Raw genomic sequence first — 22,536 nt, 5'->3', positions numbered from 1 at the left:
CGAATTGGTGTGGCTGGAGAATGTCAGCCTGTGACGCTGCCTTGGGTGAGGCCAGCGACGATGTAGCGCTGCAGTGCGGCGAAAACCAGCAGGATGGGGACGATCACCAGAACGGCGCCCGCCATGAGGATTCCCCAGCCGGCGCCGTTTCCTTCGGAGTTTTGGAGCAGGGTGAGGCCTACCGGCAGCGTCATGGTTTCCGGTCGATCGGTGATGATGAGTGGCCAGATGTAGTCATTCCATTCACTGACCACGGTCACCAGGGCAACGGTGGCCACAGAGGGCAGGGAAACCGGAACGATGATTTGCCACAACCGCCGCCAATGCCCGGCGCCGTCGATTTCTGCGGCTTCAAGGATGGAAGGCGGAAGGGTCAGGAAGTGCTGGCGGAGAAGGAACGTGCCGAACGCTGTTCCCAGGCCCGGAAGGATGATGCCCCACAGGGTGTTCTTCCCGCCCATGCCTGCGACCAGGATGTAGTTGGGCAGGATGGACACTTGGGCCGGCACCATGAGGGCCACCAGGATCAGCACGAAGATCACGTTCTTGAACGGAAACCGGACGAACACCAGGGCGTAGGCAGTCAGGATGGCAAGGACCACCTTGATGGTGGAGCCAACGGTGGTAACGACCAGGCTGTTGGCGAAGAACTGCGCGAACGGGACCGTGGTTATTGCCGTGGCGTAGTTCTCCAGATTCAAGGAGTCCGGAAGGATCTTCAGGTCGGTTGTGACGATCTCGCCGGGTTGCTTGAAGGAGCTGAGCACCATCCACAACAGGGGCAGGAACACCACCAACGTGGTGAGGACCAGCGGGACGTAGCCGGCGGCGAGCGTTTGGATTAGGTTCGTCCTGGACAACGGCCGGGGCACGGGCTGCGGCTCGTGGGGTCGCGGCTGGTCGGGCTGCGGATCGTGGCACTGCGGTTCGTTGGAAGGCACGACGACGGCGGGAGACTGGGCGCTCATGAGTAGTGGACCTTTCGCTCAACGAAGCGCAGTTGGAGGACCGTAATGACCAGGAGGACGGCGAAGAGCACCACGGAGATTGCTGCCGAGTAGCCGGCCCGGTTGTAGGCAGCGAACGCCTGGAGGTAGGCCTCGTAAATCAAAGTGCTGGTCCCGTTTCCGAGTGGCGTCATGATGCGGATCAGGTCGAAGGCCTGCAGGGAACTGAGCACGGTGGTGATCAGCAGGAAGAACGTGGTGGGGGACAGCAGGGGAACTGAGATGTTGAAGAACCGGCGCACGTTGTTGGCGCCGTCCAGTGCAGCGGCTTCCATGACGTCCCGTGGCAGGGACTGCAGCCCGGCGAGGTAGACCACGGCGCAGTAGCCCAGGTTCTTCCACACGTAGACGATCATGACCATCACCAATGACAACTGCGGATCGTTCATCCACTGCGGGCTCTGTTGCCCCAGGCCGCGGAGGATCCACGCCAGGACGCCATAGCCGGGGTCGAAGATGAAAAGCCATACCAATCCGACGCCGACGCCGGAGAGCACGTACGGTGCGAAGACCACCGACCGGGCAAACGTGGTGCCCCTGACTTTGGAATTCAGCGCCAGAGCGACAAGCAGCCCCAGGACCATGGAGCCACCCACTGTGACGACCGTGAAGACCGCCGTGGTGCCCAGGACCTTCGGCGCGTCCTCGCCGGTGAAAAACGTGACGTAGTTCTGCAGGCCCACCACTGTGGCCGAGGCCGAACCGAGCGTCCAGTCCAGCGTGGAGTAGTAGATGTTGTTGATGAGCGGCCAGTAGGTGAAGGTGGCGATCAGGGCCAGGTTCGGCAATGCCATGGCAAGGAATACGACGAAATCCTTGCGGCTGCGGCCGGACCAGTTGGTTACGAGTCGGGTAGTCATGGATCACTTACGTTGTGAGGCGAATTTTTAGTGCCGGGCCCGGACCGGGGCGGCGGAGACAGCCCTAGCTCACCACAGCGAATAGCCCGCAGTGAGCCAAACGGGGACATTCAAGCGATAGTTGGCTAACTTTTACGGGCCTGTTTACGGATAGTTCCCTCAGTGTTCTTACGTGAGGTCGGGCTACCAGTTGGAGCGCGGCGGTGCGGGTGGAGAATGGAGCCATGGGTCAGATAACCGACGTTCCCGGCATCCGCGTAGGGCAGGTACAAAAGATCGCCGACGGGTGGCTGACCGGCGTGACTGTGGTTCTTCCGCCTCCGGGAACCGTGGGTTCGGTGGACGTGCGTGGTGGTGGACCCGGCACGCACGAGACTGACGCCTTGGATCCCACCACACTCGTGCCCACAGTGGATGCCGTAGTCCTCACCGGTGGGAGCGCGTTCGGGCTGGTGTCGGCGCATGGGGCGCAGCGTTGGTGCGAGGAACAAGGGAGGGGATTCTCCGTCCCGGGCACCGTGGTGCCAATCGTTCCCGCCGCGGCGATCTTCGACCTCGGGCGCGGCGGTGACGTCCATGCCCGGCCCGACGCGGACATGGGCTACCAGGCAGCTGCCGCAGCTTTCGCCTCGGGCGACCATGCCGGCGTCGGGCGTGGAAATGTTGGCGCCGGCACCGGAGCCGTAGTTGCCCGCGGACAGTACAAAGGCGGCGTGGGGACGGCGTCGATCACGCTGGATGGGGGAGTCGTGGTTGGTGCCTTGGCGGTGGTCAATGCTTTGGGCGCGCCGGTGGGGGCAGGCCCGGTTGTGCAGGGCCACCAGGGCGGGCTGAACACCACGCTCGTCGTCATTGCGACGAATGCGGTCCTGGACGTCGCCGAGTGCAAGCGGACAGCCAACAGCGGACATGCCGGGCTCGCGCGCGCCGTGGACCCCTCCCACACCCTCGCCGACGGCGACACTGTGTTCGCGCTGGCGACCGGCGCCGTCGGGCTTGACCGCAGTACCGAACAGGCGCGGCAGGTTTCGCTGATCACGCTGCAAAGCGCAGCGGCGGAAGCTGTCCGGCTGGCAGTCCTTGATGGCATCCTTGCGGCCGAAGGCATCACGACGGCGGCCGGCACCTTCCCCGCGTACCGCGCCGCCGGGGAGTGACGCGCCGGAGTTGTTGCGCTACCATGGCGGATTTAACTTTCCCGCCTTTGTGGCGTAAAGTTGTCTGTTGGTTGTCTGTACAGCCACGCCCTTTTTGGTGTGGTGGTTCGAAGAAGACCAAAGCAAACAAAAAACGTCCGCTGGATCGCCGGTGCCTAACCGGAGGACTGCGGCAAACAACAGTTAGCGGAGGATATGGCCAAGAAGGACGGGGTCATTGAGATCGAGGGCGTTGTGACTGAGGCGCTGCCCAACGCGATGTTTCGTGTTGAGCTCACCAACAAGCACGTCGTTCTCGCACACATCTCTGGGAAGATGCGTCAGCACTACATTCGAATCCTCCCCGAGGACCGCGTAGTGGTGGAGCTGAGCCCATACGACCTCACACGTGGTCGTATCGTCTACCGCTACAAGTAAATTGCTGGGCGACTGAGGCTATGCCTGGGCCGCTCCAGCAGATCAACTGCAAAACACGCAAAGGAACGCCATGAAGGTCAAGCCGAGCGTCAAGCAGATCTGCGACAAGTGCAAAGTGATCCGCCGTAACGGCCGGGTCATGGTGATCTGCGAGAACCCGCGCCACAAGCAGCGCCAGGGCTAATTCCCCCAAGGGAATCAGCGCCCGCGAGGGCAAACCTGGGTTGCTACCCACGCAAGTAAATAAAGGCAGCACAAGCTGAGCCGGGACGCTTTACAGAGCCCGGACAGCGTACCCCCGGTCGGAGGCTGGGGCCGCACTGACAGTGCGGGTGTACTGCCTACGACCTCCGGTTTATTCAAGGAGTACCGCCACTATGGCTCGTCTCGCTGGCGTAGACATTCCCCGCGAAAAGCGGTTGGAAATTGCGCTTACTTACATCTACGGCGTGGGCAAGACCCGTGCACACGAAACCCTGGCTGCCACCGGCATCAGCCCTGACGTCCGCGTCAAGGACCTGACCGACGCCGAGCTGGTCCAGCTGCGTGACTACATTGAAGGCAACTACAAGGTTGAGGGTGACCTTCGCCGCGAGGTAGCCGCTGACATCCGCCGCAAGGTTGAGATCGGCAGCTACGAAGGCCTGCGCCACCGCAAGGGCCTGCCCGTACGCGGTCAGCGTACGAAGACCAACGCTCGTACCCGCAAGGGACCGAAGCGCACCGTCGCCGGCAAGAAGAAGGCCGGACGTTAATCCCTCGGGATTGACCTGGTTTTCCCCCGATAACTTTCTGTAGGAGAAATAATGCCCCCGAAGACTCGTGGAGCGGTTCGTAAGCCGCGTCGCAAGGATAAGAAGAATATTGCGCTTGGACAGGCGCACATCAAGAGCACCTTCAACAACACCATCGTGTCCATCACGGACCCGACCGGTGCTGTGATCTCCTGGGCTTCCGCCGGTGAGGTTGGATTCAAGGGCTCCCGTAAGTCCACCCCGTTCGCCGCCCAGATGGCTGCTGAAGCTGCTGCAAAGCGCGCTCAGGAGCACGGTCTGCGCAAGGTTGACGTTTTCGTCAAGGGCCCGGGTTCGGGACGCGAAACCGCAATCCGTTCGCTTCAGGCTGCTGGCCTCGAGGTTGGCTCCATCCAGGACGTCACCCCCAGCGCCCACAACGGTTGCCGCCCGCCGAAGCGCCGCCGCGTCTAATTAGGTTGCACCTGCCTGACGGCCGGGCCTGCTTGTGAATCCACAAGCATGGTCCGGCTGGTCAGGCTGGAAACCGAAGCCGATTTCCACCACCTGTGTTGCGTCATATAGCGGATGCTCGCCGAAAGGAAACCTAAGTGCTCATTGCACAGCGCCCCACCCTGTCCGAAGAAGTTGTAGCCGAGAACCGCTCCCGTTTCATTATTGAACCGCTGGAGCCGGGCTTCGGTTACACCCTCGGAAACTCCCTCCGCCGTACCCTGCTCTCCTCCATCCCCGGTGCTGCTGTAACCAGCATCCGGATCGATGGCGTGCTGCACGAGTTCACCACGGTTCCGGGTGTCAAGGAAGATGTCACCGAGATCATCCTGAACATCAAGAACCTTTCGGTTTCCTCCGAGCACGATGAGCCGGTTGTTGCGTACCTGCGCAAGCAGGGCCCCGGAGTCGTCACCGCCGCGGACATCGCTCCGCCGGCCGGCGTCGAATTCCACAACCCGGATCTGCACATTGCCACTCTGAACTCGAAGGGCAAGTTCGAACTCGAACTGACCATCGAGCGCGGCCGTGGCTACGTTTCGGCAGCTCAGAACAAGTCCGGCGATTCCGAGATCGGCCGTATCCCGGTCGATTCGATCTACTCGCCTGTCTTGAAGGTAACTTTCCGCGTGGAAGCTACCCGTGTTGAGCAGCGCACCGACTTCGACAAGCTCATTGTCGACGTCGAGACCAAGCAGGCTATCGCTCCGCGTGACGCTGTTGCTTCTGCAGGCACCACCCTGGTGGAACTGTTCGGTCTGGCCCGTGAGCTGAACACCGCAGCTGAAGGTATCGAGATTGGCCCGTCGCCGACTGACGCTGCCCTGGCAGCTGACATGGCTCTGCCGATCGAGGATCTGGACCTCACGGTCCGTTCCTACAACTGCCTCAAGCGTGAGGGCATCCACACCGTGGGTGAACTCGTTGCCCGCTCCGAGGCTGACCTGATGGACATCCGTAACTTCGGTGCGAAGTCCATTGACGAGGTCAAGGCAAAGCTCGTCGAACTGGGTCTGTCCCTCAAGGATTCCCCTCCCGGTTTCGATCTCGCAGCCCGCGCCGCAGCCATCGAAGAGGACGACGCCGCGTTCAGCGACGACGAGCTCTAAAAAGCAGATCTTGGTCGACGGGTCCAGTGATGGACCCGGCCGGCTTACACAACAGGAGAAATAACTATGCCTACCCCCACTAAGGGTCCGCGCCTCGGAGGCGGCCCGGCTCACGAGCGCCTGATGCTCGCGAACCTGGCAGCAGCGCTCTTCGAGCACAAGCGCATCACCACCACGGTTACCAAGGCCAAGCGCCTCAAGCCGTACGCAGAGCGTCTGGTCACCTTCGCCAAGCGTGGCGACCTCGCTTCCCGCCGCCGTGTCCTCGGCCTGATCAGCGACAAGGGCATCGTCCACGAGCTGTTCACCGACATCGCCGGCGCTGTTGCCAACCGTGACGGTGGCTACACCCGTATCACCAAGATCGGCAACCGCAAGGGCGACAACGCTCCCATGGCTGTCATCGAACTGGTTCTCGAGCCCGTTTCCCCCAAGCAGGCTGTAGTTGCTGAAGCAACCGCTGCCGCTGCCAAGGCCGCTCCGGCTGCCGAAGCTCCTGCTGAGGAAGAGGTTGTTGAGACCGAAGCTGCTGAGGCCCCCGAGGCTGAAGAGGCTCCGGCTGCCGAAGCCGAAGCTGCCGAGACTGAAGAAGCTCAGACCGAAGAGGCTCCGGCCGAAGAGGACAAGAAGTAATTCAGTAGACTTGGGTCTATGAACGAACAAGAACCCGCTGCCCCCGTTTCGGAGGGCGGCGGGTTTTTGCGTATCCGGATGGATCTTTCTTACGACGGTGGACCGTTTAGCGGATGGGCGGTCCAGCCCGGGCTGCTGACAGTCCAGGGCGCGCTGGAGGAGGCACTGGCCCTCCTGGTGCGCAGGCCCGTGCGGGTCACGGTGGCCGGGCGCACGGACGCAGGTGTCCACGCCCGCGGACAAGTAGTTCACATCGACTTCACATCCGCCGAATGGCTGGGTTTGACCCGCGGTCACGACGTCGATCCCGCGGTTTCGCTGCGGCGCCGCCTTCGCGGTGCATTGAGCCGCGTCCTCGGGGACCTGACCGGTGCGATTGAAGTGCACGACGCCGGTCTGGCGCCTTCCGGCTTCGATGCCCGTTTTTCTGCCTTGTGGCGCCGTTATAGTTACCGGGTTGCTGACGGAACCCAACGTTGGGATCCGGTGCTGAGAGGGATCACGTTGTGGCACAAGGCTCCGCTGGATGTTGACCTCATGAATTCCGGTGCGTCGCTGTTGCTGGGGTTGCAGGACTTTCGCTCCTACTGCAAGCCGCGCGAGGGAGCTACTACCATCCGCGAGCTGCAACAGTTCTCCTTCTCACGGGGTGCGGACGGCGTCATCGTTGCCACGGTGCAGGCCGATGCTTTCTGCCACAACATGGTGCGGTCCCTTGTGGGATCCACGTTGCGCGTGGGGGAGGGACTTGAGCCTCCGGCATGGCTGCACGAACGCCTTTTGGAGCGGGCGCGTGATCCGAAGTCCTTGCTCGCTGCGCCGCACCCGTTGGTTCTCGAAGAAGTCGCCTACCCCTCGGATGACGAGCTGCTTGCGCGGGCTGAGCTGACACGGGCCAGGCGGGAGTAGTTCCTTCGTTGCCGTTTCCTGGGCCTGGGCGTTGGAGGACCCCCTCCCGGCTCTGGGTACCGGAAGGGGGCCATGGTGACCGCCCGTGGTCTGGGATCCGCGGACGGCCGGTCTATTTCCCGCTGGAGCATCAGCTGAATGCTTGGATGATCCTGATCGCGGCGGGACCCAGAAGGACTATGAAAAGCACGGGGAATATGCAAAGAAGAAGCGGGAAAAGAACCTTGACCGGGAGCTTCATGGCTCTTTCTTCGGCGGACTGACGTCGCCTGACCCTTGCCTGTTTGGCCTGGGCCCTCAGAACGTTCGCGATGCCTATGCCGTACTTGTCGGCCTGAACAACGGCGAGGACGAAACTACGAACTTCCGGAACAGTAGATCGGGCTGCCAGAGCTTCATAGGCTTCCTGCCGGGGACGTCCAACTTGGATGTCCTGCAGCGTACGCAACAGTTCCAGTGCCAAAGGCCCGGTTGCCTGCGCCGATGCCCGTTCGACGGCAGCTTCGAAACCTAATCCGGCCTCTACGGAGATGAGCATTTGATCCAGCGTGTTTGGAAATTCCAGCTTGATGGTTTCCTGGCGCTTGACACCCATGTTGTAGATGAGTAGATCAGGAAGAAAATACAACAGGGCCGTTAAGGACAGTCCCAATATCACCGATAAAGGGGAGAGCGAGGCGGTGATCAGTAGGGCCGCGAATGCAACGCCGACGCCAGCCAACACCGGTTTGAGCGTAATCAGCTTCGGAAGCGGCATGGACATCGGCCGGCCCGCCAGGGAAAGCCAGTGATCAAGCTTTGCTTCATAGCTCCCGGGAGTCAGCTTTCTCGCTACGTCCAGAAATAGAGGACGGCGATTGGTCAGTGTCCCTGTCCCTTGGGCGTAGCCGGATCCCAAGTTGGTTTGGATGGCCGCAACAGCCTTGCGATCGACCGTAATGAGTGCCCAGGCAAAGTAGGAAACGGGAATGATGATGGCTGCAATGATGAGCCAAGCAATGGGTGTCATGGGAACCTTCTAGAACTTTACTTTTACCGTGCGGTTCATCCAGAAACCGCCGATGACGAAAAGGACACAACTTAGAACACTCATTGCAATACCTAAGGGATGGGTGAAGAACATCCTGATGTATTGGGGATTCATCAGCCCCATCACCAGGCCCACCACCACCGGTAGCGCCATGAGGACGACGGCAGACATCCTGCCTTCTGCGCTCAGCGACCTGACGTGTCCTTTGAGTTCGCTTCGCTCACGGATCGTTCCTGCGACCTGATTCAGGACCTCGGCCAAATCACCACCGACTTCACGGTTGATCTGAATCGCCTGCCCGATCCACCGGAAGTCGTCGCTGTCCATACGGTTCGCGCAGTCCTCAATGGCAATGCGTGGATCTTTGCCCACGCGCACTTCATTCACAATGCGGGTGAGTTCCTCCGACGTAGGCGCTTGAGACTCTTGGGCAGCGGCCTCTATTGATCGCATGATGCTGTGACCTACCTTGAGCCCACCAATCAGCATCTGGATGGTGTCCGTCAATTGCGATTCGAACTTTGAGCAGCGCTTCTCGGTCCGGTAGACGAGTACCACTTTTGCCGCGAAGGGCATGGCGACGGCAATAAGGATCCCTATGAAGAGGTTCACAACGAATGTGGCCAAAGCACCAGCAACGATAGAGCCAAAAACCACCAGGACCGTAAAGTCGGCCGGCGACTGGCGTACTCCGGCTCGATACAGGACCTCTCGATTAAAGGGCCCTCCCGAGCGGCCAATTGCCGAGTCGACGATCTGCACAGCCGTCTGTGAGACTCTTCCAACAGCAGAAGCCTCCGTGGAAGCTCCCATACGACGCCGCTCCAATGGGATCATGCTTTGGCGGGGCTTTAGGACAACGAAGATGAAGATGACCAGAGCACCGACACAGGAGGCGATGGCGATCATGAAGATAGCTGTGGAGTCCATCTCATCGCCTGCCTGCCGGAAGTGGTGTGACTCCGAAAATGCTGGGGGAGACGTTGATGCCCAGCTCGGAGAACCGGTCGAGAAAGCGCGGTCGGATACCGGTTGGTAATGCCTTGCCAAGGAAACGCCCCTGCTGATCGACACCGGCCGAATAATCGAACAGGAATGCGTCTTGGAGTGTCACGACTTCGCCTTCCATGCCTTGGACTTCGGTGACGTGGGTTACCCGGCGGGAACCGTCACGTAAACGCGTCACCTGGACGATGACGTCAACGGCCGAGGAAACCTGTTCCCTAATCGCCCGGAGTGGCAGGTCCATGCCGGCCATCAGCACCAGGGTTTCCAAACGCGAGATGGCGTCCCGTGGTGAATTGGCATGCACGGTGGACAAGGAACCGTCGTGACCTGTGTTCATCGCTTGGAGCATGTCGAGGGATTCGCCTCCTCGAACCTCGCCAACAATGATTCTGTCGGGCCGCATTCGAAGCGAATTTCGCACGAGGTCCCTGATGGTGACAGCTCCCTTGCCCTCAATATTGGGTGGCCGGCTCTCGAGCCTGACAACATGCCGCTGCTGCAACTGGAGCTCCACAGCATCCTCGATGGTGACGATCCGGTCTGCCTCCGGGATAAAGGACGACAAGACATTGAGAAGCGTCGTCTTTCCTGTGCCCGTACCACCCGAAACAATGATGTTCAGCCGCGCTTGAACACAAGCGCTCAACAACTCGGCCATCTCGTGGCTCATTGAGCCCCAGTCGATGAGGTTCCGAACGGTCAACGGAACGTGGCTGAATTTCCGGATGGTCAGCGAGGGACCGTTCACCGCAAGCGGAGGAATGATGGCGTTGACGCGGGAGCCGTCCTCCAACCTGGCATCAACCAAAGGCGATGATTCGTCTATTCGTCGCCCGACCTTGGAGACGATTCTTTCGATGACTTTCCGTAGCTGGGCGTCGGAACTGAATTGCAGGTCAGTCAGGGCGAGTTGCCCGTGGCGTTCCACGTAGATTTGATCGAACCTGTTGACCATTACCTCAGTTACCGAGGGGTCCTCCAGCAGACGTTGGAGTGGGCCGAAGCCCATTACTTCATCGGAAATTTCCCGTATCAGCCGCCGGCGCTCTTCGGGGGAGAGCGGCACTTGCTCGTCATCGATGAAGGTAGAGAGCTCGTCGATGGCGAAGGTTCGGAGGTCCTCTTCCGAAGCAGACGTGTCGCTGCTCCGCGTTCCCATTTTCTCGAAGAGTGCCGATGCCGCCCGTTGTTTGAGACCGGCCAGCGCGTCAACCACCGGAGTAGTCGGCGCTCCTCCCAAGAGTGGACTTGCGTGAGAAGCTGTGTCGGAAACTAAAGGTAGGTCCGATTCAAAGGTGGCGCCTTTACCGTTGCTGTCGCCCGGATCTTCGGCAGCACTGAACGGGTGGTTCTTCGAAAGTCGTTCGGACAGCTTCATGACACCACTACCCTTCTGTGAACTTTGGTCGGCTGGACGGTTGCCAACCGCGGGTCGAATCGGTCGACCAACTTCCTGAGGCCCTTGGCGGCTGAGTCGCGGGAGCTGCCTTGGAGTACAGGCACCCCTCTGTTGGTTGAAAAGGGCAGGTTTCGGGACCTGGGAATGACCGTGTCAATTGGAACACCGATGGTTGCTTCCACGTCCTGAACGGAGATGCCACTCTTTCTGTCGGCGAAATTGAGAACGGTGTGCCTGCCTTGTGGAAGAAGTTGCAGCTCTTTCAACACGCTGAAGCTTTTCCTCAGACCACGGACGCTGGGTACATCCATGCCGCATACCCACACACCGTCCGTGGCAAGTTCCAAGGTAGCCAGGCAGTGTTCGCCTAGTCCGGGCGCCGTATCGACCACGACGTACTTGAATTCGGTGGCAAGCTGATTTATCAGCTTGGAAACATGCTCGGCGGTGATGTAGTCGGACTCGGACGGATGCTTGGGAGCACAGAGGGCGTAGATCCCGGAAGGATGCACGGAAAGAAAGGCTTTCAGTACCATCGAATCCTGGGCGGCCGGACCGTGAACGGCATCCGTGATGGTGTGTTCGGGTTCGAGCAGCAGGCCCGATGCCACGTCTCCGAATTGGAGATCCAGGTCGACGATCACCACACTCATGGGTGCCACTGCACCCAAGCCAACTGCAAGATTCGTAGCAACCGTCGTTTTGCCAACACCACCCTTCGGCGACATGACTGCGATAACGCGGCCGCGGTCGTGTCCGGATTCGGCTGGCGGCTGCATTCCTCTCCGCCGGCTGGCCGATGCCAAGCACGCGCGCTCCAATAGAACGCGAAGTTCGCTCACCTCGATATCAGGTGAGATAACGTCCCTGACACCGGCGTGCATTGCACGCAAAACGAGGTCCGGTTCAGGCGCCGACACCAGTAGCAGGCTTATTTCCGGATACTGCAGGTCGAAGACCGTAGCCAGCTTCAGAGCGTCGTCCGACGCTACGCCTGGTCCCAGGATCATGACTTCCGGGGGCGCTCCGGTCAACTGCTTAAAGACGTCGTCCGTTCCACCCTGCAGGACATCAGGAGACAGGGTCTGCAGGTCACCATGCAGAGCTCCGGAGATTGCCTGGCGCACCCGTGCCTCGAAATCGCGAACTGCCGTTATGGCTACAAAGCGAGTCATTGGACCAGCCCTCCAAAAGTCGTTGTAGGAGGTTCGCTCTTCGTCGTCTTGTCCGTCTGCTTGGAAAGCCAGAGAGTGCCGAACTCGGCTCCGAAGACCATCTTGCTGGCGTTTGCATCACTCAAGGCGACAGTTACATACGCCGAACCATTTGGAAGGGCGACGCCTTTGTCACTTCCTGCCGATTTTTCAGCATCGGGAGCGGCTTGCTGGACAGCAGTAACCAAGACGTCGTGGTAAAGCAGTTCCGTGAAGTTCTTCCAGCCGGTCATGGAAGCTGGAAGGTTGGCTCCAGCTGAGACAGCGTCATCTAGCTTGAACGACGCGAAAACCGTAACGGTGTCGCCGGCTTCGATACGCCCGCCCAGAATACGTTCCGGGGCGAGTACGAAGGTAGTTTCCTGAAGGCCTTCAGGGACAGGAACTGTTCCCGGAACCAATTCGTTCGGATTGACCAGCTTCACACCAAGGAGCTGTTCGCCCGGCTGCAGATCGACGCTGGTGACTTTGCCTTTCTGGTCGCCCAAGGCATTGATGGTGCCCGGGGCAACTGCGGATTGCGGCAGGCTTTCGGTTTTGACCTTGGTTCCCAGTTCCTCAGCCTTTGTGCCGGCCGGGATTTTTTCTTTGACTACAAGTACATTGACGGGATCGAGCCCTTGCTGCGCCCGCTTGTCTGCCCCCTGAACGTAGGTGACCAGCAAAACGGTGCCGATGACTGCTAACAGCAGTGCTGCAATGCCTCCCAGTAGGCGTGCTTTCACTTCTACTCCTTTGAATTGTGCTGCGAGATTGAGTAGCTGCGCTACTCGGTGAGATAGACGACAGAGGCGCCGTAATTCGGACCACCGCCTGTCGGCTGCATGCCCTCCTCGAGACTTACGAATCGGGTGAAGTACCCCTGAAGCCCGCGGCAATTTCCGTTGCAACTAGGAGCAAGAGGGTCCACGACGGCCCCAGAGCCGCTGAACTTATAGCCGGTTACTTGAAACGCGGCGAAACCGATAAGGGTGTATTTCGCATTGCTTCCGTTTCCGGTAGCTGAGTTGAATAGGGGTATCAGAGCAGGCTCATTCATGATGTTTGCCAGTGCTGCGTTGCAACCTGCTGCATTAGGAAAGTGGTTTCCTGGCTGTCCGTTGACAGTCGCGTTGAGAGAGATTTCCGTGGAGCAGCCTGCATCGGTGACCAGCCATCCGAACCCTCCTGGCTGATAACCGTTCTGGGCTGCGCATCCGGGCACTGTCGGCGTGTTTTCGTCATAGCGCAGAAGAAGGTGTGTGGGGACTGGATCGCCTGCAAAAGTTCCTGTCGAGTTCAATGACGCGAGCTGGGTTGGCGAAAGGTATTTCTTGAATACGCACTCACTCACCGTCCAAGGGAGGGTTGTGGCAGCGGACGGCGCCCCCCAGGAGGCTTCTGCGGATGCGGTCACGGTTGCGGATTCAAACCCAAGAACGCGTGCAAAATACAGGGAGAAACTGTTCTGACCAGCGCTGTCCCTGGCATTGGTCTCCACCCGAACGGTGGTGGCAGCGGGAAAGGAGACAGCCGCGCCGCTTGAACTGTCGTTGGCGTTGATGTTGGCGAATTGGTTACCGGTTGCGGTGCTGTCTCCGCAACTGCCTTCGGCGCAATCGGTGGCGATCGCCAAGGCAGCCGCATCAGCTCCGTTTTGTAATTGGGCCTTTTCGGCGTACAGCGCTCCTACGTCTACTGCCAAGGCTGCAAAGCCCAGCAACACAACCATCATCCCGGCAACCACGATGGTGGCTGCGCCGCGTTCAGTGGAATCTCGACGCGAACCTGGATGACGATTCGCCTTCTTCTGCTGACGGCTTAACCACCGCATCTCATCACCCCGACCCCAGACATGTTCATGGGAAAGATGCCCGGTGCGCCGAAGAAACCGGCGTCGAGAAAACCGGACATGGAGGGTAACGCAACGCTGGTGGTGACTGTCACATTCGATCCAGGAGAGCAGCTGGCAGCATTGTCACTGACCGTTACACCCAACCCGTTCAGGGATGGAGCCGCCGCCAACGCCGTCCCCGAGACATCCAAAGCTCCATCCTGGTAGTGAACAGCGGCGTACCGGGCGCCTTCACGGGCCGCCTGCGTCAGAGACACTTGTACATTCAGGACGCGTCCGAATTCGATAATGCCGATCAAAATCAGGAGCAGCAGCGGGAGCAGAATAGCCATCTCAATAGCTACTGCACCGCGTTCCTTCCGTTCCATAAGTCCATGGCCTTCCCAGATAGGACGATGAAAGCAAGCTGGCTCCGGTGACGGTCGCCACCAGAGCCAGCCTGTAAAGCGATCAGCTAGATGGCGTTGTCGACCTGTGTGAACAGGTTGGCGATCTGCGGGCCGAGGAGGGAAACAGCTCCCAAAACCAAGAGGGCAATAAACGCGATCATGATGCCGTACTCAACCATCGTGGCGCCCTTCTCTTCCTTGGTGAGGCGGGTCTTGATGCCGGCGATGAACGTGGTGACGGAAAGCATAAGTGAAGACATTGGAAAATCCTTCCCAGATAATGATTTGTCAAATAATGGGTTATAGGTCCGCAAATTATGTGAATTTGCTACGTCCTCCGAACTACCCCCGTATTTCCTTTAGCGGTCCGGAATTCGATGTCTCAAGAATTCCCCAGGGGCATGGCAAGGAACAATGCGTAGTCGTACTCGATTTATTGGCGCGCCAATATCCGCTCACACGTAGGGTCCCGGGGGAGTACTCAGTTTTGGCACGGAAACAGCCATGGGACTACTTGGAAAGCTCAGGAGACTTAGGTTTTTCCGGGCGGAACCGGCCGCTGCGGACCCCGAAGAGAAGAGCTAAGGACGTACTACTGGAGCACCAGCACGACGCCCAGGGCAGCTGCAACCATAGCGGGGCCGTGGGCCGTTTCGGCCGGTTTTTCCGCGGATCTCAGCCGTAACATCAGCACCGTGAGCACCCCGCCCACCACGAACCCCAGTAGTCCGCCGAAGAGTACTTGCTTCCAACCCAAGTACCCCAAGTACAGTCCAAGCGGAGCTGCGAGCTTCACATCGCCCATTCCGAGGCTGCGCGGCGAAATAATTCCCAAAATCAGGTAGCCGGCGAACAAAACCAGCCCTCCGAGGAGGGCTCTGAGCAGCTCCGGCCACCCCGGTGAGAGCGCGGAAGAGACCCCCAGGAGTACCAAGCCGCCCCCCAGAAGACTCAGAACAAGGCCGTTCGGCAGTAAATGGAGGGCAAAATCAATTCGGGAAAGCTGCACTCCAAGAAGGGCCAATAAAAGAAAGGCCGGCAGCTCCGGGGAAATACCAAAACGCCACCCCAGCAAGCCGAACAGCAGCGCGGTGACTGCCGCCGTCGTGATCCGTACCCTTAGAGAGGGAAGCCCGCCGAGCCGGGGGAGCGACCGGGCGATGAGCAGCTCACTCAAGGGACTCAACAGCAGGCCGCCCAGGGCGAGCAGGAGCGGCAGGGTAAGTCCGTCGGTCATGAGCCCTCCTTAAAGGCAGCCGGCCCCAAGGCGCGGTCACCCCATTTTGACCCGGACATACCGTTGAAGGTATTGTTTATAGTCGTTGTGCGTGTCCTATCTCGATGACACATGCCCACTTGGGGATCCAGTTGCAGGGTCAGTAACCCGGGTGGCATTTCGAGACTTTGGGATGACTGGTCTATAGAGCCCTCACCTCTGCTCCGGTAACGCATACAGAGTAGGTGCACGTCTTATTGCGTGTCCCAAAACATGAACGCCAGAACAAGAACGAGGCAAAACCGTGCGTACGTACACCCCGAAGCCCGGCGATATCAACCGCCAGTGGCACGTCATTGACGCCACCGATGTTGTCCTTGGTCGTCTTGCCAGCCAGACCGCAACACTGCTGCGCGGAAAGCACAAGCCGACCTTTGCGTCCCACATGGACATGGGCGACTTCGTCATCATCATCAACGCTGAAAAGGTCGCCCTCACCGGCGCCAAGCTGGAGCAGAAGCGCGCATACCGCCACTCCGGTTACCCGGGCGGCCTGACCTCCGTCAACTACGCAGAACTGCTGGAGAAGAACCCGGTTCGCGCTGTTGAGAAGGCCATCAAGGGCATGCTCCCCAAGAACTCCCTTGCAGCCCAGCAGCTGGGCAAGCTCAAGGTCTACGCAGGCCCGGAGCACCCGCACGCTGCACAGCAGCCGAAGACTTTCGAAATCACCCAGGTCGCCCAGTAGTCCTGGCCACCAAACAACTTTTTATTCAAGGAGAACCGTGGCTCAGAACGAAGAACTGACCGCCGAAGCCGTCGAGGCTGAGGAAAACCTCACCAGCTACACCTCTGAAAGCGCACCCGCCGAGGACGCGCCCAAGAAGGAGCGCCCCGCACTGACCGTTGCCGGTGCAGCTGTTGGCCGTCGCAAGGAAGCCGTTGCACGCGTTCGCGTTGTTCCGGGTTCCGGCAAGTGGACCATCAACGGCCGCGAGCTGGCCAACTACTTCCCGAACAAGCTGCACCAGCAGGATGTCAACGAACCGTTCCGCGTTCTTGACCTCGAAGGTGCTTACGACGTCATCGCCCGTATCCACGGCGGTGGCCCCTCCGGCCAGGCTGGCGCACTGCGTCTCGGCATTGCTCGTTCCTTGAACGAGATCGACGTCGAGAACAACCGCCCCACCCTCAAGAAGGCTGGCTTCCTCACTCGTGACGCCCGCGTCATCGAGCGTAAGAAGGCCGGTCTCAAGAAGGCACGTAAGGCTCAGCAGTACTCCAAGCGCTAAATTGCGTTTCGCCCCCTCGCGGGGCACGGAAGCCCGTTTCCACTATTTGGTGGGGCGGGCTTCCGTCGTTTAACGTGCGGAAACCGCGGCGGGCGTGACGCTCCCGTACGCGCCGTGAACGGGTGCCGGGCCGCCGTCGTCTAAACTTGACCCGATGTCTAGATTATTTGGAACAGATGGCGTGCGCGGTCTCGCGAACGGATTGCTTACCGCGGAGCTGGCTATGCAGCTCGCCCAGGCCGCCGCCGTCGTACTCGGCCATGACCGCACAACCGACGGTAAGCGGCCGCGCGCCGTCGTCGCCAGGGACCCCCGGGCCAGCGGTGAATTCCTCGCCGCGGCCGTCGAAGCCGGGCTTTCGAGCTCCGGCGTGGACGTCTACGACGCCGGTGTGCTGCCCACTCCCGCCGCCGCTTACTTGGTGGCAGACCTCGACGCCGACTTCGGCGTGATGCTGTCGGCCTCCCACAACCCGGCGCCGGACAACGGCATTAAGTTCTTTGCCCGGGGCGGACAGAAGCTCCCCGACGAGGTGGAAGATGCCATCGAGGCGCAGCTCGGCAAGGAGCCGCAGCGCCCCGTGGGTGGCGACGTTGGCCGCATCCAGCGTTTCTCCGACGCCGAGGACCGCTACATCGTCCATCTCCTCCGCACGCTGCCCAAGCGCTTGGACGGCCTCAAAGTAGTCCTGGACTGCGCGCACGGTGCTGCCAGCGGTTGCTCGCCTCAGGTATTCAAGGACGCAGGCGCCGATGTGGTTGTCATCGGCGCCGAGCCTGACGGCCTGAACATTAACGACGGCGTCGGCTCCACGCACCTTGGCCCGCTCAAGGAAGCGGTGGTTCAGCACGGTGCGGACCTGGGCATTGCCCACGACGGCGACGCCGACCGTTGCCTTGCCGTTGACCACGCCGGAAACGAGGTGGATGGCGACCAGATCATGGCCATCTTGGCGTTGGCCCTGAACAAGGCCGGCAAGCTCAAGGACAACATCCTGGTTGCCACCGTGATGAGCAACCTTGGACTGAAGATCGCCCTTCGCGACGCCGGCATCACCATCCGTGAAACCGCCGTTGGAGACCGCTACGTCCTCGAGGAGATGCGCGACGGCGGCTACAACCTGGGCGGCGAACAGTCCGGCCACGTGATCTTCTCCGACTACGCCACCACGGGCGACGGTGTCCTGACCGGTCTCCAGCTGGCTGCCCAAGTGGCGCTCACCGGACGCAGCCTGCAGGAACTCGCTACCGCGATGACCAAGCTTCCGCAGCTCATGATCAACGTCAAGGGCGTGGACAAGGCCCGCGCCGGAACCGATGAGGGCGTGGCAGCTGCCGTTGCCGCCGCTACTGAGGAACTCGGCGAGACTGGCCGTGTATTGCTCCGTCCTTCCGGCACGGAAGCGCTGGTGCGCGTCATGGTTGAAGCTGCGGACATGGAAACCGCTGAGCGCATCTGCACCGGCCTGGCTGCCGTGGTCAAGGAACGTTTGGCAGTGTCTACCGAGCTGGCTGTCTGAGGCTCTGACTTTACGAAAGCGGCCCGCCCTCGGAAAGGGGAGCGGGCCGCGTTCGTTAAAGCGGGAGCAGCCCGCCGCTGGATCTCACAGGTAGTCCGGCGCGGCCTCCAGGCCAAAGTACTCCTCCAAGGTGGCAATGCCGCCCGTGGCCATGGCCGTGGCTGCCTCCACGCCGATGTACCTCAGGTGCCATGACTCGTAGAAGTAGCCGGTGATCTCGTGGAACATCCACGGATAGCGGACCACGAAGCCGAACTTGTATGCGTTCGCTTTGGCCCATACTGCGGCAGGCTGTTCCGCGAAACATGGCTGGAAGCTGCATGCTCCACCGCCGTCGGAGATGTCGAAGGACCAGCCGGTTTGGTGTTCGGAGAAGCCCGGCCTGGCCGACGCACGGTCCGCAGCTGCCTGGCCGCTGCCGGCGACGTAGCCGTTGTAGGTGGCCACTTGGGTGGAATAGGACCGGTAGCCGGAGGCCAAGGCCATGATGACGCCCTCCGCTGCCGCCGCGCCGAACATCTTTTCTGCGGCAGCCGCTGTCGTAGTGTTCAGCAGGCTCGCTTCGCCGCTGACGGCGAGCCGCACGGCGGGCTGCACCAGATCGGCGGGCACGTAGTTTTGCGGGTTCAGGGGACGGTGCTTGTTGACCACCACCCAGGGGCTGGCGGGGTCGGTGAGTGAGTACTGCGTAGCGGCAGCGCCCGACGGCGACGGACTGGATGCAGCTGACGTTGGAGTGCTGGTGGCCGCTGCCGCAGGAGTCACTTCCGGAGCGGGGGTAGTGGCGGCTGCTGAGGGAGTGCCGGTTGGCGCGTCAGCCGCAGCGGGGGAGGGCGTGGACGTCTCAGGGGTGCAGGCGGAGAGGGCGATGAGACCGGCGCCGGCGGTCAACAGCCCCGTGAATGCCCGCCTGCTGGGCTGCCCTGTGCTTCCCACGGGCGTCATACCTTCCGCAGAAGCATGCGCCGGATGGAGTGGTCCGCATCCTTGGTGAGCACCAGCTGGGCGCGCCCCCGGGTGGGGAGGACGTTCTCTTCGAGGTTGGGTTCGTTGATCCGCTTCCAGATGCCACGGGCGGTTGACTCGGCGTCCTCGTCAGACAGGGTGGCGTAGCGGTGGAAGTAGGACTCCGGCTGGGCGAAGGCCGTGGTGCGGAGCTTGCGGAACCGGTCTACGTACCATTCCTCGATGTAGGAGGTCTTGGCGTCGACGTAGATGGAGAAATCGAAGAAGTCGCTCAGGGCCAGGCCCTGCTTCCCGTCGATGCGGGGGCGTGCGGGCGCCAACACGTTGAGGCCTTCCACAATCAGGACGTCGGGCCGGCGGACCACCACTTCCTTGCCCGGCACGATGTCGTAGGTGACGTGCGAGTACCAAGGCGCCCGCACTTCCTCGGCGCCGCCCTTGACGGCGGACACGAAGCGTAACAGCGCACGCCGGTCATAGGACTCGGGGAACCCTTTCCGCTCGAGCAGATGGCGCCGCTTCAGCTCGGCCAAGGGATAGAGGAATCCATCGGTGGTGATGAGTTCCACATTCGGGGTCCCGGGCCAGCGGCGGAGCATCTCGCGGAGCACACGGGCGATGGTGGACTTGCCCACCGCGACGGATCCGGCCACGCCGATCACGAAGGGCGTGCGCAGTGTTTGTTCGCCAAGGAAGGTAGTGGTGGCTGCGTGCAGCTGGTGCGAGGCCTCCACGTAGAGGTGCAGGAGGCGGGAAAGCGGGAGATACACCTCCCGTACTTCCTTCATATCAAGGGGGTCGCCGAGGCCGCGGAGGCGGAAGATGTCCTCTTCGTTGAGGGGCTGCTCCATCTGGGCCGCAAGCCGGGACCAGGTCTGCCGGTCCAGCTCAACAAAGGGAGAAGCGCCGTCGCCATTTGCTTCGGTGCGTTGCAAAGTCACGCTCTCGATTCTGCCCTCCGCAGGGCTGATCAGGAAATGCGCGACGGGCAGCGATGGCCGGAGTCGTGATCCGTGTCTCACCAGTCAGGCGAGGAGAGGGGATGTCCCACGTCAGTTGTTTGACTGAGCCGGTAGGCTTGACCTCATGTGTGGAATCGTAGGCTATGTTGGCAATTCGTCTCGTAAGGCAGCTGAGCACAGCGCCCTTGACGTCGTTGTGGAGGGGCTGCGTCGTCTTGAGTACCGCGGCTACGACTCCGCTGGCGTCGCAGTAGTGGCTGACGGGACCATCTCGTCCCGGAAAAAGTCCGGAAAGCTGAGCAACCTGGTCAGCGAACTTGAAGCAAACCCGGTCCCGGAATCCCTGACCGGCATTGGCCACACCCGTTGGGCCACCCACGGCGGACCCACCGACCGTAACGCCCACCCCCATCTCTCCGACGGTGGCCGCCTGGCGTTGATCCACAACGGCATCATCGAAAACTTCGCCGAACTCAAGCAGGAACTCCTCGCCAAGGGCGTCACCTTCGAATCCGAAACGGACACCGAAGTTGCTGCCGCCCTGCTGGGCGATATCTTCCGTTCCGCGAATGGCGACGGCGGTGACCTCACCGCCGCGATGCGCCTGGCATGCCAGCGCCTCGAAGGAGCCTTCACGCTCCTGGCCGTTCACGCCGACCAGCCCGACGTCGTCGTTGCTGCCCGCCGTAACTCCCCGCTCGTGGTGGGCCTCGGCGACGGTGAGAACTTCCTCGGTTCGGATGTCTCCGGCTTCATCGACTACACCCGCCGTGCAGTCGAACTAGGCCAGGACCAGATCGTCACCATCACCGCCGACTCCGTGGAGATCACCGACTTCTTCGGCGCTCCGGCCGAGGGCAAGGAATACCACGTTGACTGGGATCCTGCTTCCGCGGAAAAGGGCGGCTTCAACTCCTTCATGGAGAAGGAAATCCACGATCAGCCCGACGCCGTAGGCCAGACCCTGCTGGGCCGTTCGGACCTGAACGGCAAGCTGACCCTGGATGAACTCCGTATCGATCCCGAGCTGCTCAAGCAGGTCAACAAGATCATCGTCCTCGCCTGCGGTACTGCTGCATACGCCGGCCTCGTGGCCAAGTACGCAATCGAGAACTGGTGCCGGATCCCCACCGAGGTTGAGCTCGCCCACGAGTTCCGTTACCGCGATCCGATCGTGGACGCCAACACCCTGGTGGTCTCCATCAGCCAGTCCGGTGAGACCATGGACACCCTCATGGCCGTCCGCTACGCCCGCGAACAGGGCGCCAAGACGATCTCCATCTGCAACACCAACGGATCAACCATCCCGCGTGAATCCGACGCCGTGCTGTACACGCACGCCGGCCCGGAAATCGCCGTGGCTTCCACCAAGGCGTTCCTGGCTCAGATCACCGCCGCCTACCTCCTTGGCCTCTACCTGGCGCAGTTGCGTGGCAACATCTTCAGCGGCCAGATCAAGGATGTCCTGGCGGACCTCGGCAAGATTCCTGCCAAGATCCAGCAGATCCTGGACGGCTCCGGCCCGTTGCGCGAACTTGCCCGCAGCATGAAGGACGAGAAGTCCGTGCTGTTCCTCGGCCGCCACGTCGGCTACCCGGTGGCATTGGAAGGCGCCTTGAAGCTCAAGGAAATCGCCTACATCCACGCCGAAGGCTTTGCCGCCGGTGAACTCAAGCACGGTCCGATCGCCCTGATCGACGACGGCCAGCCCGTCTTCGTCGTGGTGCCGTCCCCGCGTGGCCGCGATTCCCTGCACTCCAAGGTGGTCAGCAACATCCAGGAAGTCCGTGCACGTGGTGCCCGCACCCTGGTTATTGCCGAGGAAGGCGACGAGTCGGTCAAGGACTACGCAGAGCACGTGTTCTACGTACCGGAGACCCCCACGCTGCTTATGCCGCTGCTCACCACGGTTCCGCTGCAGATCTTCGCAGCAGAGCTTGCAGGAGCGAAGGGCTACGACGTCGACCAGCCGCGTAACCTCGCCAAGAGCGTGACCGTAGAATAACCGCATGATTGTTGGCATTGGCGTAGACGTCGTAGACATCGAGCGGTTCGGACGGCAGCTGGAGCGGACACCGGGACTAAGGGACCGTTTGTTCGTGCCCGCGGAGAGGGAACTCAACACGCGTTCCCTGGCTGCCCGGTTTGCCGCGAAGGAAGCGGTGGCAAAGGTCCTGGGCGCTCCTGCAGGTATGAACTGGCAGGACTGCTGGATCGGCCTTGATGAGAACGGCCCCACCGTGCAGGTGAAGGGAACGGTTCTGGCCGTTGCCGAAGCCAAGGGCGTCAAGCGCTGGCACCTGTCCATGAGCCACGACGGCGGCATCGCCACGGCCACGGTCCTGGCCGAGGGCTAGGGCAGGCACAA

At 61.1% G+C, this 22,536-nt stretch carries 26 protein-coding genes; 13 read left to right on the top strand and 13 right to left on the bottom strand.

Annotated features, from left to right (window positions below):
- Nucleotides 1-23: 23 nt before the first annotated feature.
- Both AUR_RS04575 and AUR_RS04570 read right to left on the bottom strand, forming a co-directional pair.
- The gene (locus tag AUR_RS04575; protein ID WP_062097480.1) at nucleotides 24-968 is read right to left on the bottom strand and encodes a carbohydrate ABC transporter permease; all 945 of its coding nucleotides are present in this window, start codon (nucleotides 966-968) and stop codon (nucleotides 24-26) included.
- On the bottom strand, nucleotides 965-1,867 hold the full coding sequence (locus AUR_RS04570) for a carbohydrate ABC transporter permease (protein ID WP_206616221.1): 903 nt from the start codon (nucleotides 1,865-1,867) through the stop codon (nucleotides 965-967). Before AUR_RS04570 ends, AUR_RS04575 begins: the two co-directional genes overlap by 4 nt.
- 224 nt (nucleotides 1,868-2,091) lie before the next feature.
- Between AUR_RS04570 and AUR_RS04565 the strand changes: the two genes are divergently transcribed.
- From AUR_RS04565 to AUR_RS04530, 8 genes are all read left to right on the top strand, one after another.
- Nucleotides 2,092-3,024 (top strand): P1 family peptidase, encoded by a 933-nt coding sequence (locus AUR_RS04565; RefSeq protein WP_206616220.1) that lies wholly within the window; start codon nucleotides 2,092-2,094, stop codon nucleotides 3,022-3,024.
- Between the two features lie 195 nt (nucleotides 3,025-3,219).
- The gene (gene infA / locus AUR_RS04560; protein WP_011775571.1) at nucleotides 3,220-3,441 is read left to right on the top strand and encodes a translation initiation factor IF-1; all 222 of its coding nucleotides are present in this window, start codon (nucleotides 3,220-3,222) and stop codon (nucleotides 3,439-3,441) included.
- Between the two features lie 70 nt (nucleotides 3,442-3,511).
- Entirely contained in the window at nucleotides 3,512-3,625 is a 114-nt protein-coding gene (rpmJ, locus tag AUR_RS04555) for a 50S ribosomal protein L36 (RefSeq protein ID WP_011775570.1), read from the top strand.
- A gap of 193 nt (nucleotides 3,626-3,818) precedes the next feature.
- The gene (gene rpsM, locus AUR_RS04550) at nucleotides 3,819-4,196 is read left to right on the top strand and encodes a 30S ribosomal protein S13 (RefSeq protein WP_021472434.1); all 378 of its coding nucleotides are present in this window, start codon (nucleotides 3,819-3,821) and stop codon (nucleotides 4,194-4,196) included.
- Nucleotides 4,197-4,247: 51 nt separating this feature from the next.
- Entirely contained in the window at nucleotides 4,248-4,649 is a 402-nt protein-coding gene (gene rpsK / locus AUR_RS04545) for a 30S ribosomal protein S11 (protein ID WP_021472435.1), read from the top strand.
- 137 nt (nucleotides 4,650-4,786) lie between these two features.
- Nucleotides 4,787-5,797: a DNA-directed RNA polymerase subunit alpha gene (locus AUR_RS04540; RefSeq protein WP_021472436.1), complete on the top strand. Its 1,011-nt coding sequence runs from the start codon at nucleotides 4,787-4,789 to the stop codon at nucleotides 5,795-5,797.
- A gap of 66 nt (nucleotides 5,798-5,863) precedes the next feature.
- Nucleotides 5,864-6,430, top strand: a complete 567-nt coding sequence (rplQ, locus tag AUR_RS04535) for a 50S ribosomal protein L17 (protein WP_062097478.1) — start codon at nucleotides 5,864-5,866, stop codon at nucleotides 6,428-6,430.
- Nucleotides 6,431-6,448: 18 nt separating this feature from the next.
- Nucleotides 6,449-7,339 (top strand): tRNA pseudouridine synthase A, encoded by an 891-nt coding sequence (locus tag AUR_RS04530; protein ID WP_128397058.1) that lies wholly within the window; start codon nucleotides 6,449-6,451, stop codon nucleotides 7,337-7,339.
- A 130-nt stretch (nucleotides 7,340-7,469) separates the two neighbouring features.
- Here the strand turns inward: AUR_RS04530 and AUR_RS04525 are convergent, their stop codons facing one another.
- From AUR_RS04525 to AUR_RS04485, 9 genes are all read right to left on the bottom strand, one after another.
- Nucleotides 7,470-8,348, bottom strand: coding sequence for a type II secretion system F family protein (locus tag AUR_RS04525; protein WP_062097474.1), 879 nt, complete (start codon nucleotides 8,346-8,348; stop codon nucleotides 7,470-7,472).
- Between the two features lie 9 nt (nucleotides 8,349-8,357).
- A complete protein-coding gene (locus AUR_RS04520) occupies nucleotides 8,358-9,299 on the bottom strand; it encodes a type II secretion system F family protein (protein ID WP_062097472.1) in 942 nt (313 codons plus the stop codon).
- A 1-nt stretch (nucleotide 9,300) separates the two neighbouring features.
- On the bottom strand, nucleotides 9,301-10,755 hold the full coding sequence (locus tag AUR_RS04515; RefSeq protein WP_062097470.1) for a TadA family conjugal transfer-associated ATPase: 1,455 nt from the start codon (nucleotides 10,753-10,755) through the stop codon (nucleotides 9,301-9,303).
- Nucleotides 10,752-11,951 (bottom strand): CpaE/TadZ family protein, encoded by a 1,200-nt coding sequence (locus AUR_RS04510; protein ID WP_062097468.1) that lies wholly within the window; start codon nucleotides 11,949-11,951, stop codon nucleotides 10,752-10,754. Before AUR_RS04510 ends, AUR_RS04515 begins: the two co-directional genes overlap by 4 nt.
- Entirely contained in the window at nucleotides 11,948-12,655 is a 708-nt protein-coding gene (gene cpaB / locus AUR_RS04505) for a Flp pilus assembly protein CpaB (protein WP_241650864.1), read from the bottom strand. The genes AUR_RS04510 and cpaB overlap by 4 nt, the downstream gene beginning before the upstream one ends.
- A gap of 101 nt (nucleotides 12,656-12,756) precedes the next feature.
- Nucleotides 12,757-13,803 carry a pilus assembly protein TadG-related protein gene (locus AUR_RS04500; protein WP_062097464.1) on the bottom strand — a complete coding sequence of 349 codons (1,047 nt, stop codon included), beginning with the start codon at nucleotides 13,801-13,803 and terminating at the stop codon, nucleotides 12,757-12,759.
- Nucleotides 13,791-14,192, bottom strand: a complete 402-nt coding sequence (locus tag AUR_RS04495; protein ID WP_062097462.1) for a TadE/TadG family type IV pilus assembly protein — start codon at nucleotides 14,190-14,192, stop codon at nucleotides 13,791-13,793. The genes AUR_RS04500 and AUR_RS04495 overlap by 13 nt, the downstream gene beginning before the upstream one ends.
- 86 nt (nucleotides 14,193-14,278) lie before the next feature.
- Nucleotides 14,279-14,473, bottom strand: a complete 195-nt coding sequence (locus AUR_RS04490) for a Flp family type IVb pilin (protein ID WP_241650863.1) — start codon at nucleotides 14,471-14,473, stop codon at nucleotides 14,279-14,281.
- A 332-nt stretch (nucleotides 14,474-14,805) separates the two neighbouring features.
- Entirely contained in the window at nucleotides 14,806-15,450 is a 645-nt protein-coding gene (locus tag AUR_RS04485; protein WP_062097458.1) for a prepilin peptidase, read from the bottom strand.
- 283 nt (nucleotides 15,451-15,733) lie between these two features.
- Here AUR_RS04485 and rplM point away from each other — a divergent pair, with 283 nt between their 5' ends.
- From rplM to glmM, 3 genes are all read left to right on the top strand, one after another.
- Nucleotides 15,734-16,177: a 50S ribosomal protein L13 gene (rplM, locus tag AUR_RS04480; RefSeq protein ID WP_021472448.1), complete on the top strand. Its 444-nt coding sequence runs from the start codon at nucleotides 15,734-15,736 to the stop codon at nucleotides 16,175-16,177.
- Between the two features lie 37 nt (nucleotides 16,178-16,214).
- Nucleotides 16,215-16,721, top strand: coding sequence for a 30S ribosomal protein S9 (gene rpsI / locus AUR_RS04475; protein ID WP_021472449.1), 507 nt, complete (start codon nucleotides 16,215-16,217; stop codon nucleotides 16,719-16,721).
- 154 nt (nucleotides 16,722-16,875) lie between these two features.
- A complete protein-coding gene (gene glmM, locus AUR_RS04470) occupies nucleotides 16,876-18,240 on the top strand; it encodes a phosphoglucosamine mutase (protein ID WP_062097457.1) in 1,365 nt (454 codons plus the stop codon).
- A gap of 84 nt (nucleotides 18,241-18,324) precedes the next feature.
- Here the strand turns inward: glmM and AUR_RS04465 are convergent, their stop codons facing one another.
- Both AUR_RS04465 and coaA read right to left on the bottom strand, forming a co-directional pair.
- Nucleotides 18,325-19,185 carry a M15 family metallopeptidase gene (locus AUR_RS04465; RefSeq protein WP_062097455.1) on the bottom strand — a complete coding sequence of 287 codons (861 nt, stop codon included), beginning with the start codon at nucleotides 19,183-19,185 and terminating at the stop codon, nucleotides 18,325-18,327.
- Nucleotides 19,182-20,147 carry a type I pantothenate kinase gene (gene coaA, locus AUR_RS04460; RefSeq protein WP_021472452.1) on the bottom strand — a complete coding sequence of 322 codons (966 nt, stop codon included), beginning with the start codon at nucleotides 20,145-20,147 and terminating at the stop codon, nucleotides 19,182-19,184. The genes AUR_RS04465 and coaA overlap by 4 nt, the downstream gene beginning before the upstream one ends.
- A gap of 145 nt (nucleotides 20,148-20,292) precedes the next feature.
- Here coaA and glmS point away from each other — a divergent pair, with 145 nt between their 5' ends.
- Both glmS and AUR_RS04450 read left to right on the top strand, forming a co-directional pair.
- Nucleotides 20,293-22,173, top strand: a complete 1,881-nt coding sequence (gene glmS, locus AUR_RS04455) for a glutamine--fructose-6-phosphate transaminase (isomerizing) (protein WP_062097453.1) — start codon at nucleotides 20,293-20,295, stop codon at nucleotides 22,171-22,173.
- 4 nt (nucleotides 22,174-22,177) lie between these two features.
- The gene (locus AUR_RS04450; RefSeq protein ID WP_011775548.1) at nucleotides 22,178-22,525 is read left to right on the top strand and encodes a holo-ACP synthase; all 348 of its coding nucleotides are present in this window, start codon (nucleotides 22,178-22,180) and stop codon (nucleotides 22,523-22,525) included.
- Nucleotides 22,526-22,536 lie beyond the last annotated feature (11 nt).

Source organism: Paenarthrobacter ureafaciens (assembly GCF_004028095.1).
GTDB classification, from domain to species: domain Bacteria; phylum Actinomycetota; class Actinomycetes; order Actinomycetales; family Micrococcaceae; genus Arthrobacter; species Arthrobacter ureafaciens.
Note: the sequence above shows the minus strand (reverse complement) of the source record. Positions and strands in the feature narration are given on the sequence as shown.

Bases quoted from the DNA above. Each gene is read 5' to 3' on its own strand.
- AUR_RS04575 (WP_062097480.1), bottom strand. From the start codon at position 968: ATGAGCGCCCAGTCTCCCGCCGTCGTCGTGCCTTCCAACGAACCGCAG.
- AUR_RS04570 (WP_206616221.1), bottom strand. From the start codon at position 1,867: ATGACTACCCGACTCGTAACCAACTGGTCCGGCCGCAGCCGCAAGGAT.
- AUR_RS04565 (WP_206616220.1), top strand. From the start codon at position 2,092: ATGGGTCAGATAACCGACGTTCCCGGCATCCGCGTAGGGCAGGTACAA.
- infA (WP_011775571.1), top strand. From the start codon at position 3,220: ATGGCCAAGAAGGACGGGGTCATTGAGATCGAGGGCGTTGTGACTGAG.
- rpmJ (WP_011775570.1), top strand. From the start codon at position 3,512: ATGAAGGTCAAGCCGAGCGTCAAGCAGATCTGCGACAAGTGCAAAGTG.
- rpsM (WP_021472434.1), top strand. From the start codon at position 3,819: ATGGCTCGTCTCGCTGGCGTAGACATTCCCCGCGAAAAGCGGTTGGAA.
- rpsK (WP_021472435.1), top strand. From the start codon at position 4,248: ATGCCCCCGAAGACTCGTGGAGCGGTTCGTAAGCCGCGTCGCAAGGAT.
- rplQ (WP_062097478.1), top strand. From the start codon at position 5,864: ATGCCTACCCCCACTAAGGGTCCGCGCCTCGGAGGCGGCCCGGCTCAC.
- AUR_RS04530 (WP_128397058.1), top strand. From the start codon at position 6,449: ATGAACGAACAAGAACCCGCTGCCCCCGTTTCGGAGGGCGGCGGGTTT.
- AUR_RS04525 (WP_062097474.1), bottom strand. From the start codon at position 8,348: ATGACACCCATTGCTTGGCTCATCATTGCAGCCATCATCATTCCCGTT.
- AUR_RS04520 (WP_062097472.1), bottom strand. From the start codon at position 9,299: ATGGACTCCACAGCTATCTTCATGATCGCCATCGCCTCCTGTGTCGGT.
- AUR_RS04515 (WP_062097470.1), bottom strand. From the start codon at position 10,755: ATGAAGCTGTCCGAACGACTTTCGAAGAACCACCCGTTCAGTGCTGCC.
- AUR_RS04510 (WP_062097468.1), bottom strand. From the start codon at position 11,951: ATGACTCGCTTTGTAGCCATAACGGCAGTTCGCGATTTCGAGGCACGG.
- AUR_RS04500 (WP_062097464.1), bottom strand. From the start codon at position 13,803: ATGCGGTGGTTAAGCCGTCAGCAGAAGAAGGCGAATCGTCATCCAGGT.
- AUR_RS04495 (WP_062097462.1), bottom strand. From the start codon at position 14,192: ATGGAACGGAAGGAACGCGGTGCAGTAGCTATTGAGATGGCTATTCTG.
- AUR_RS04490 (WP_241650863.1), bottom strand. From the start codon at position 14,473: ATGTCTTCACTTATGCTTTCCGTCACCACGTTCATCGCCGGCATCAAG.
- AUR_RS04485 (WP_062097458.1), bottom strand. From the start codon at position 15,450: ATGACCGACGGACTTACCCTGCCGCTCCTGCTCGCCCTGGGCGGCCTG.
- glmM (WP_062097457.1), top strand. From the start codon at position 16,876: ATGTCTAGATTATTTGGAACAGATGGCGTGCGCGGTCTCGCGAACGGA.
- AUR_RS04465 (WP_062097455.1), bottom strand. From the start codon at position 19,185: ATGACGCCCGTGGGAAGCACAGGGCAGCCCAGCAGGCGGGCATTCACG.
- glmS (WP_062097453.1), top strand. From the start codon at position 20,293: ATGTGTGGAATCGTAGGCTATGTTGGCAATTCGTCTCGTAAGGCAGCT.
- AUR_RS04450 (WP_011775548.1), top strand. From the start codon at position 22,178: ATGATTGTTGGCATTGGCGTAGACGTCGTAGACATCGAGCGGTTCGGA.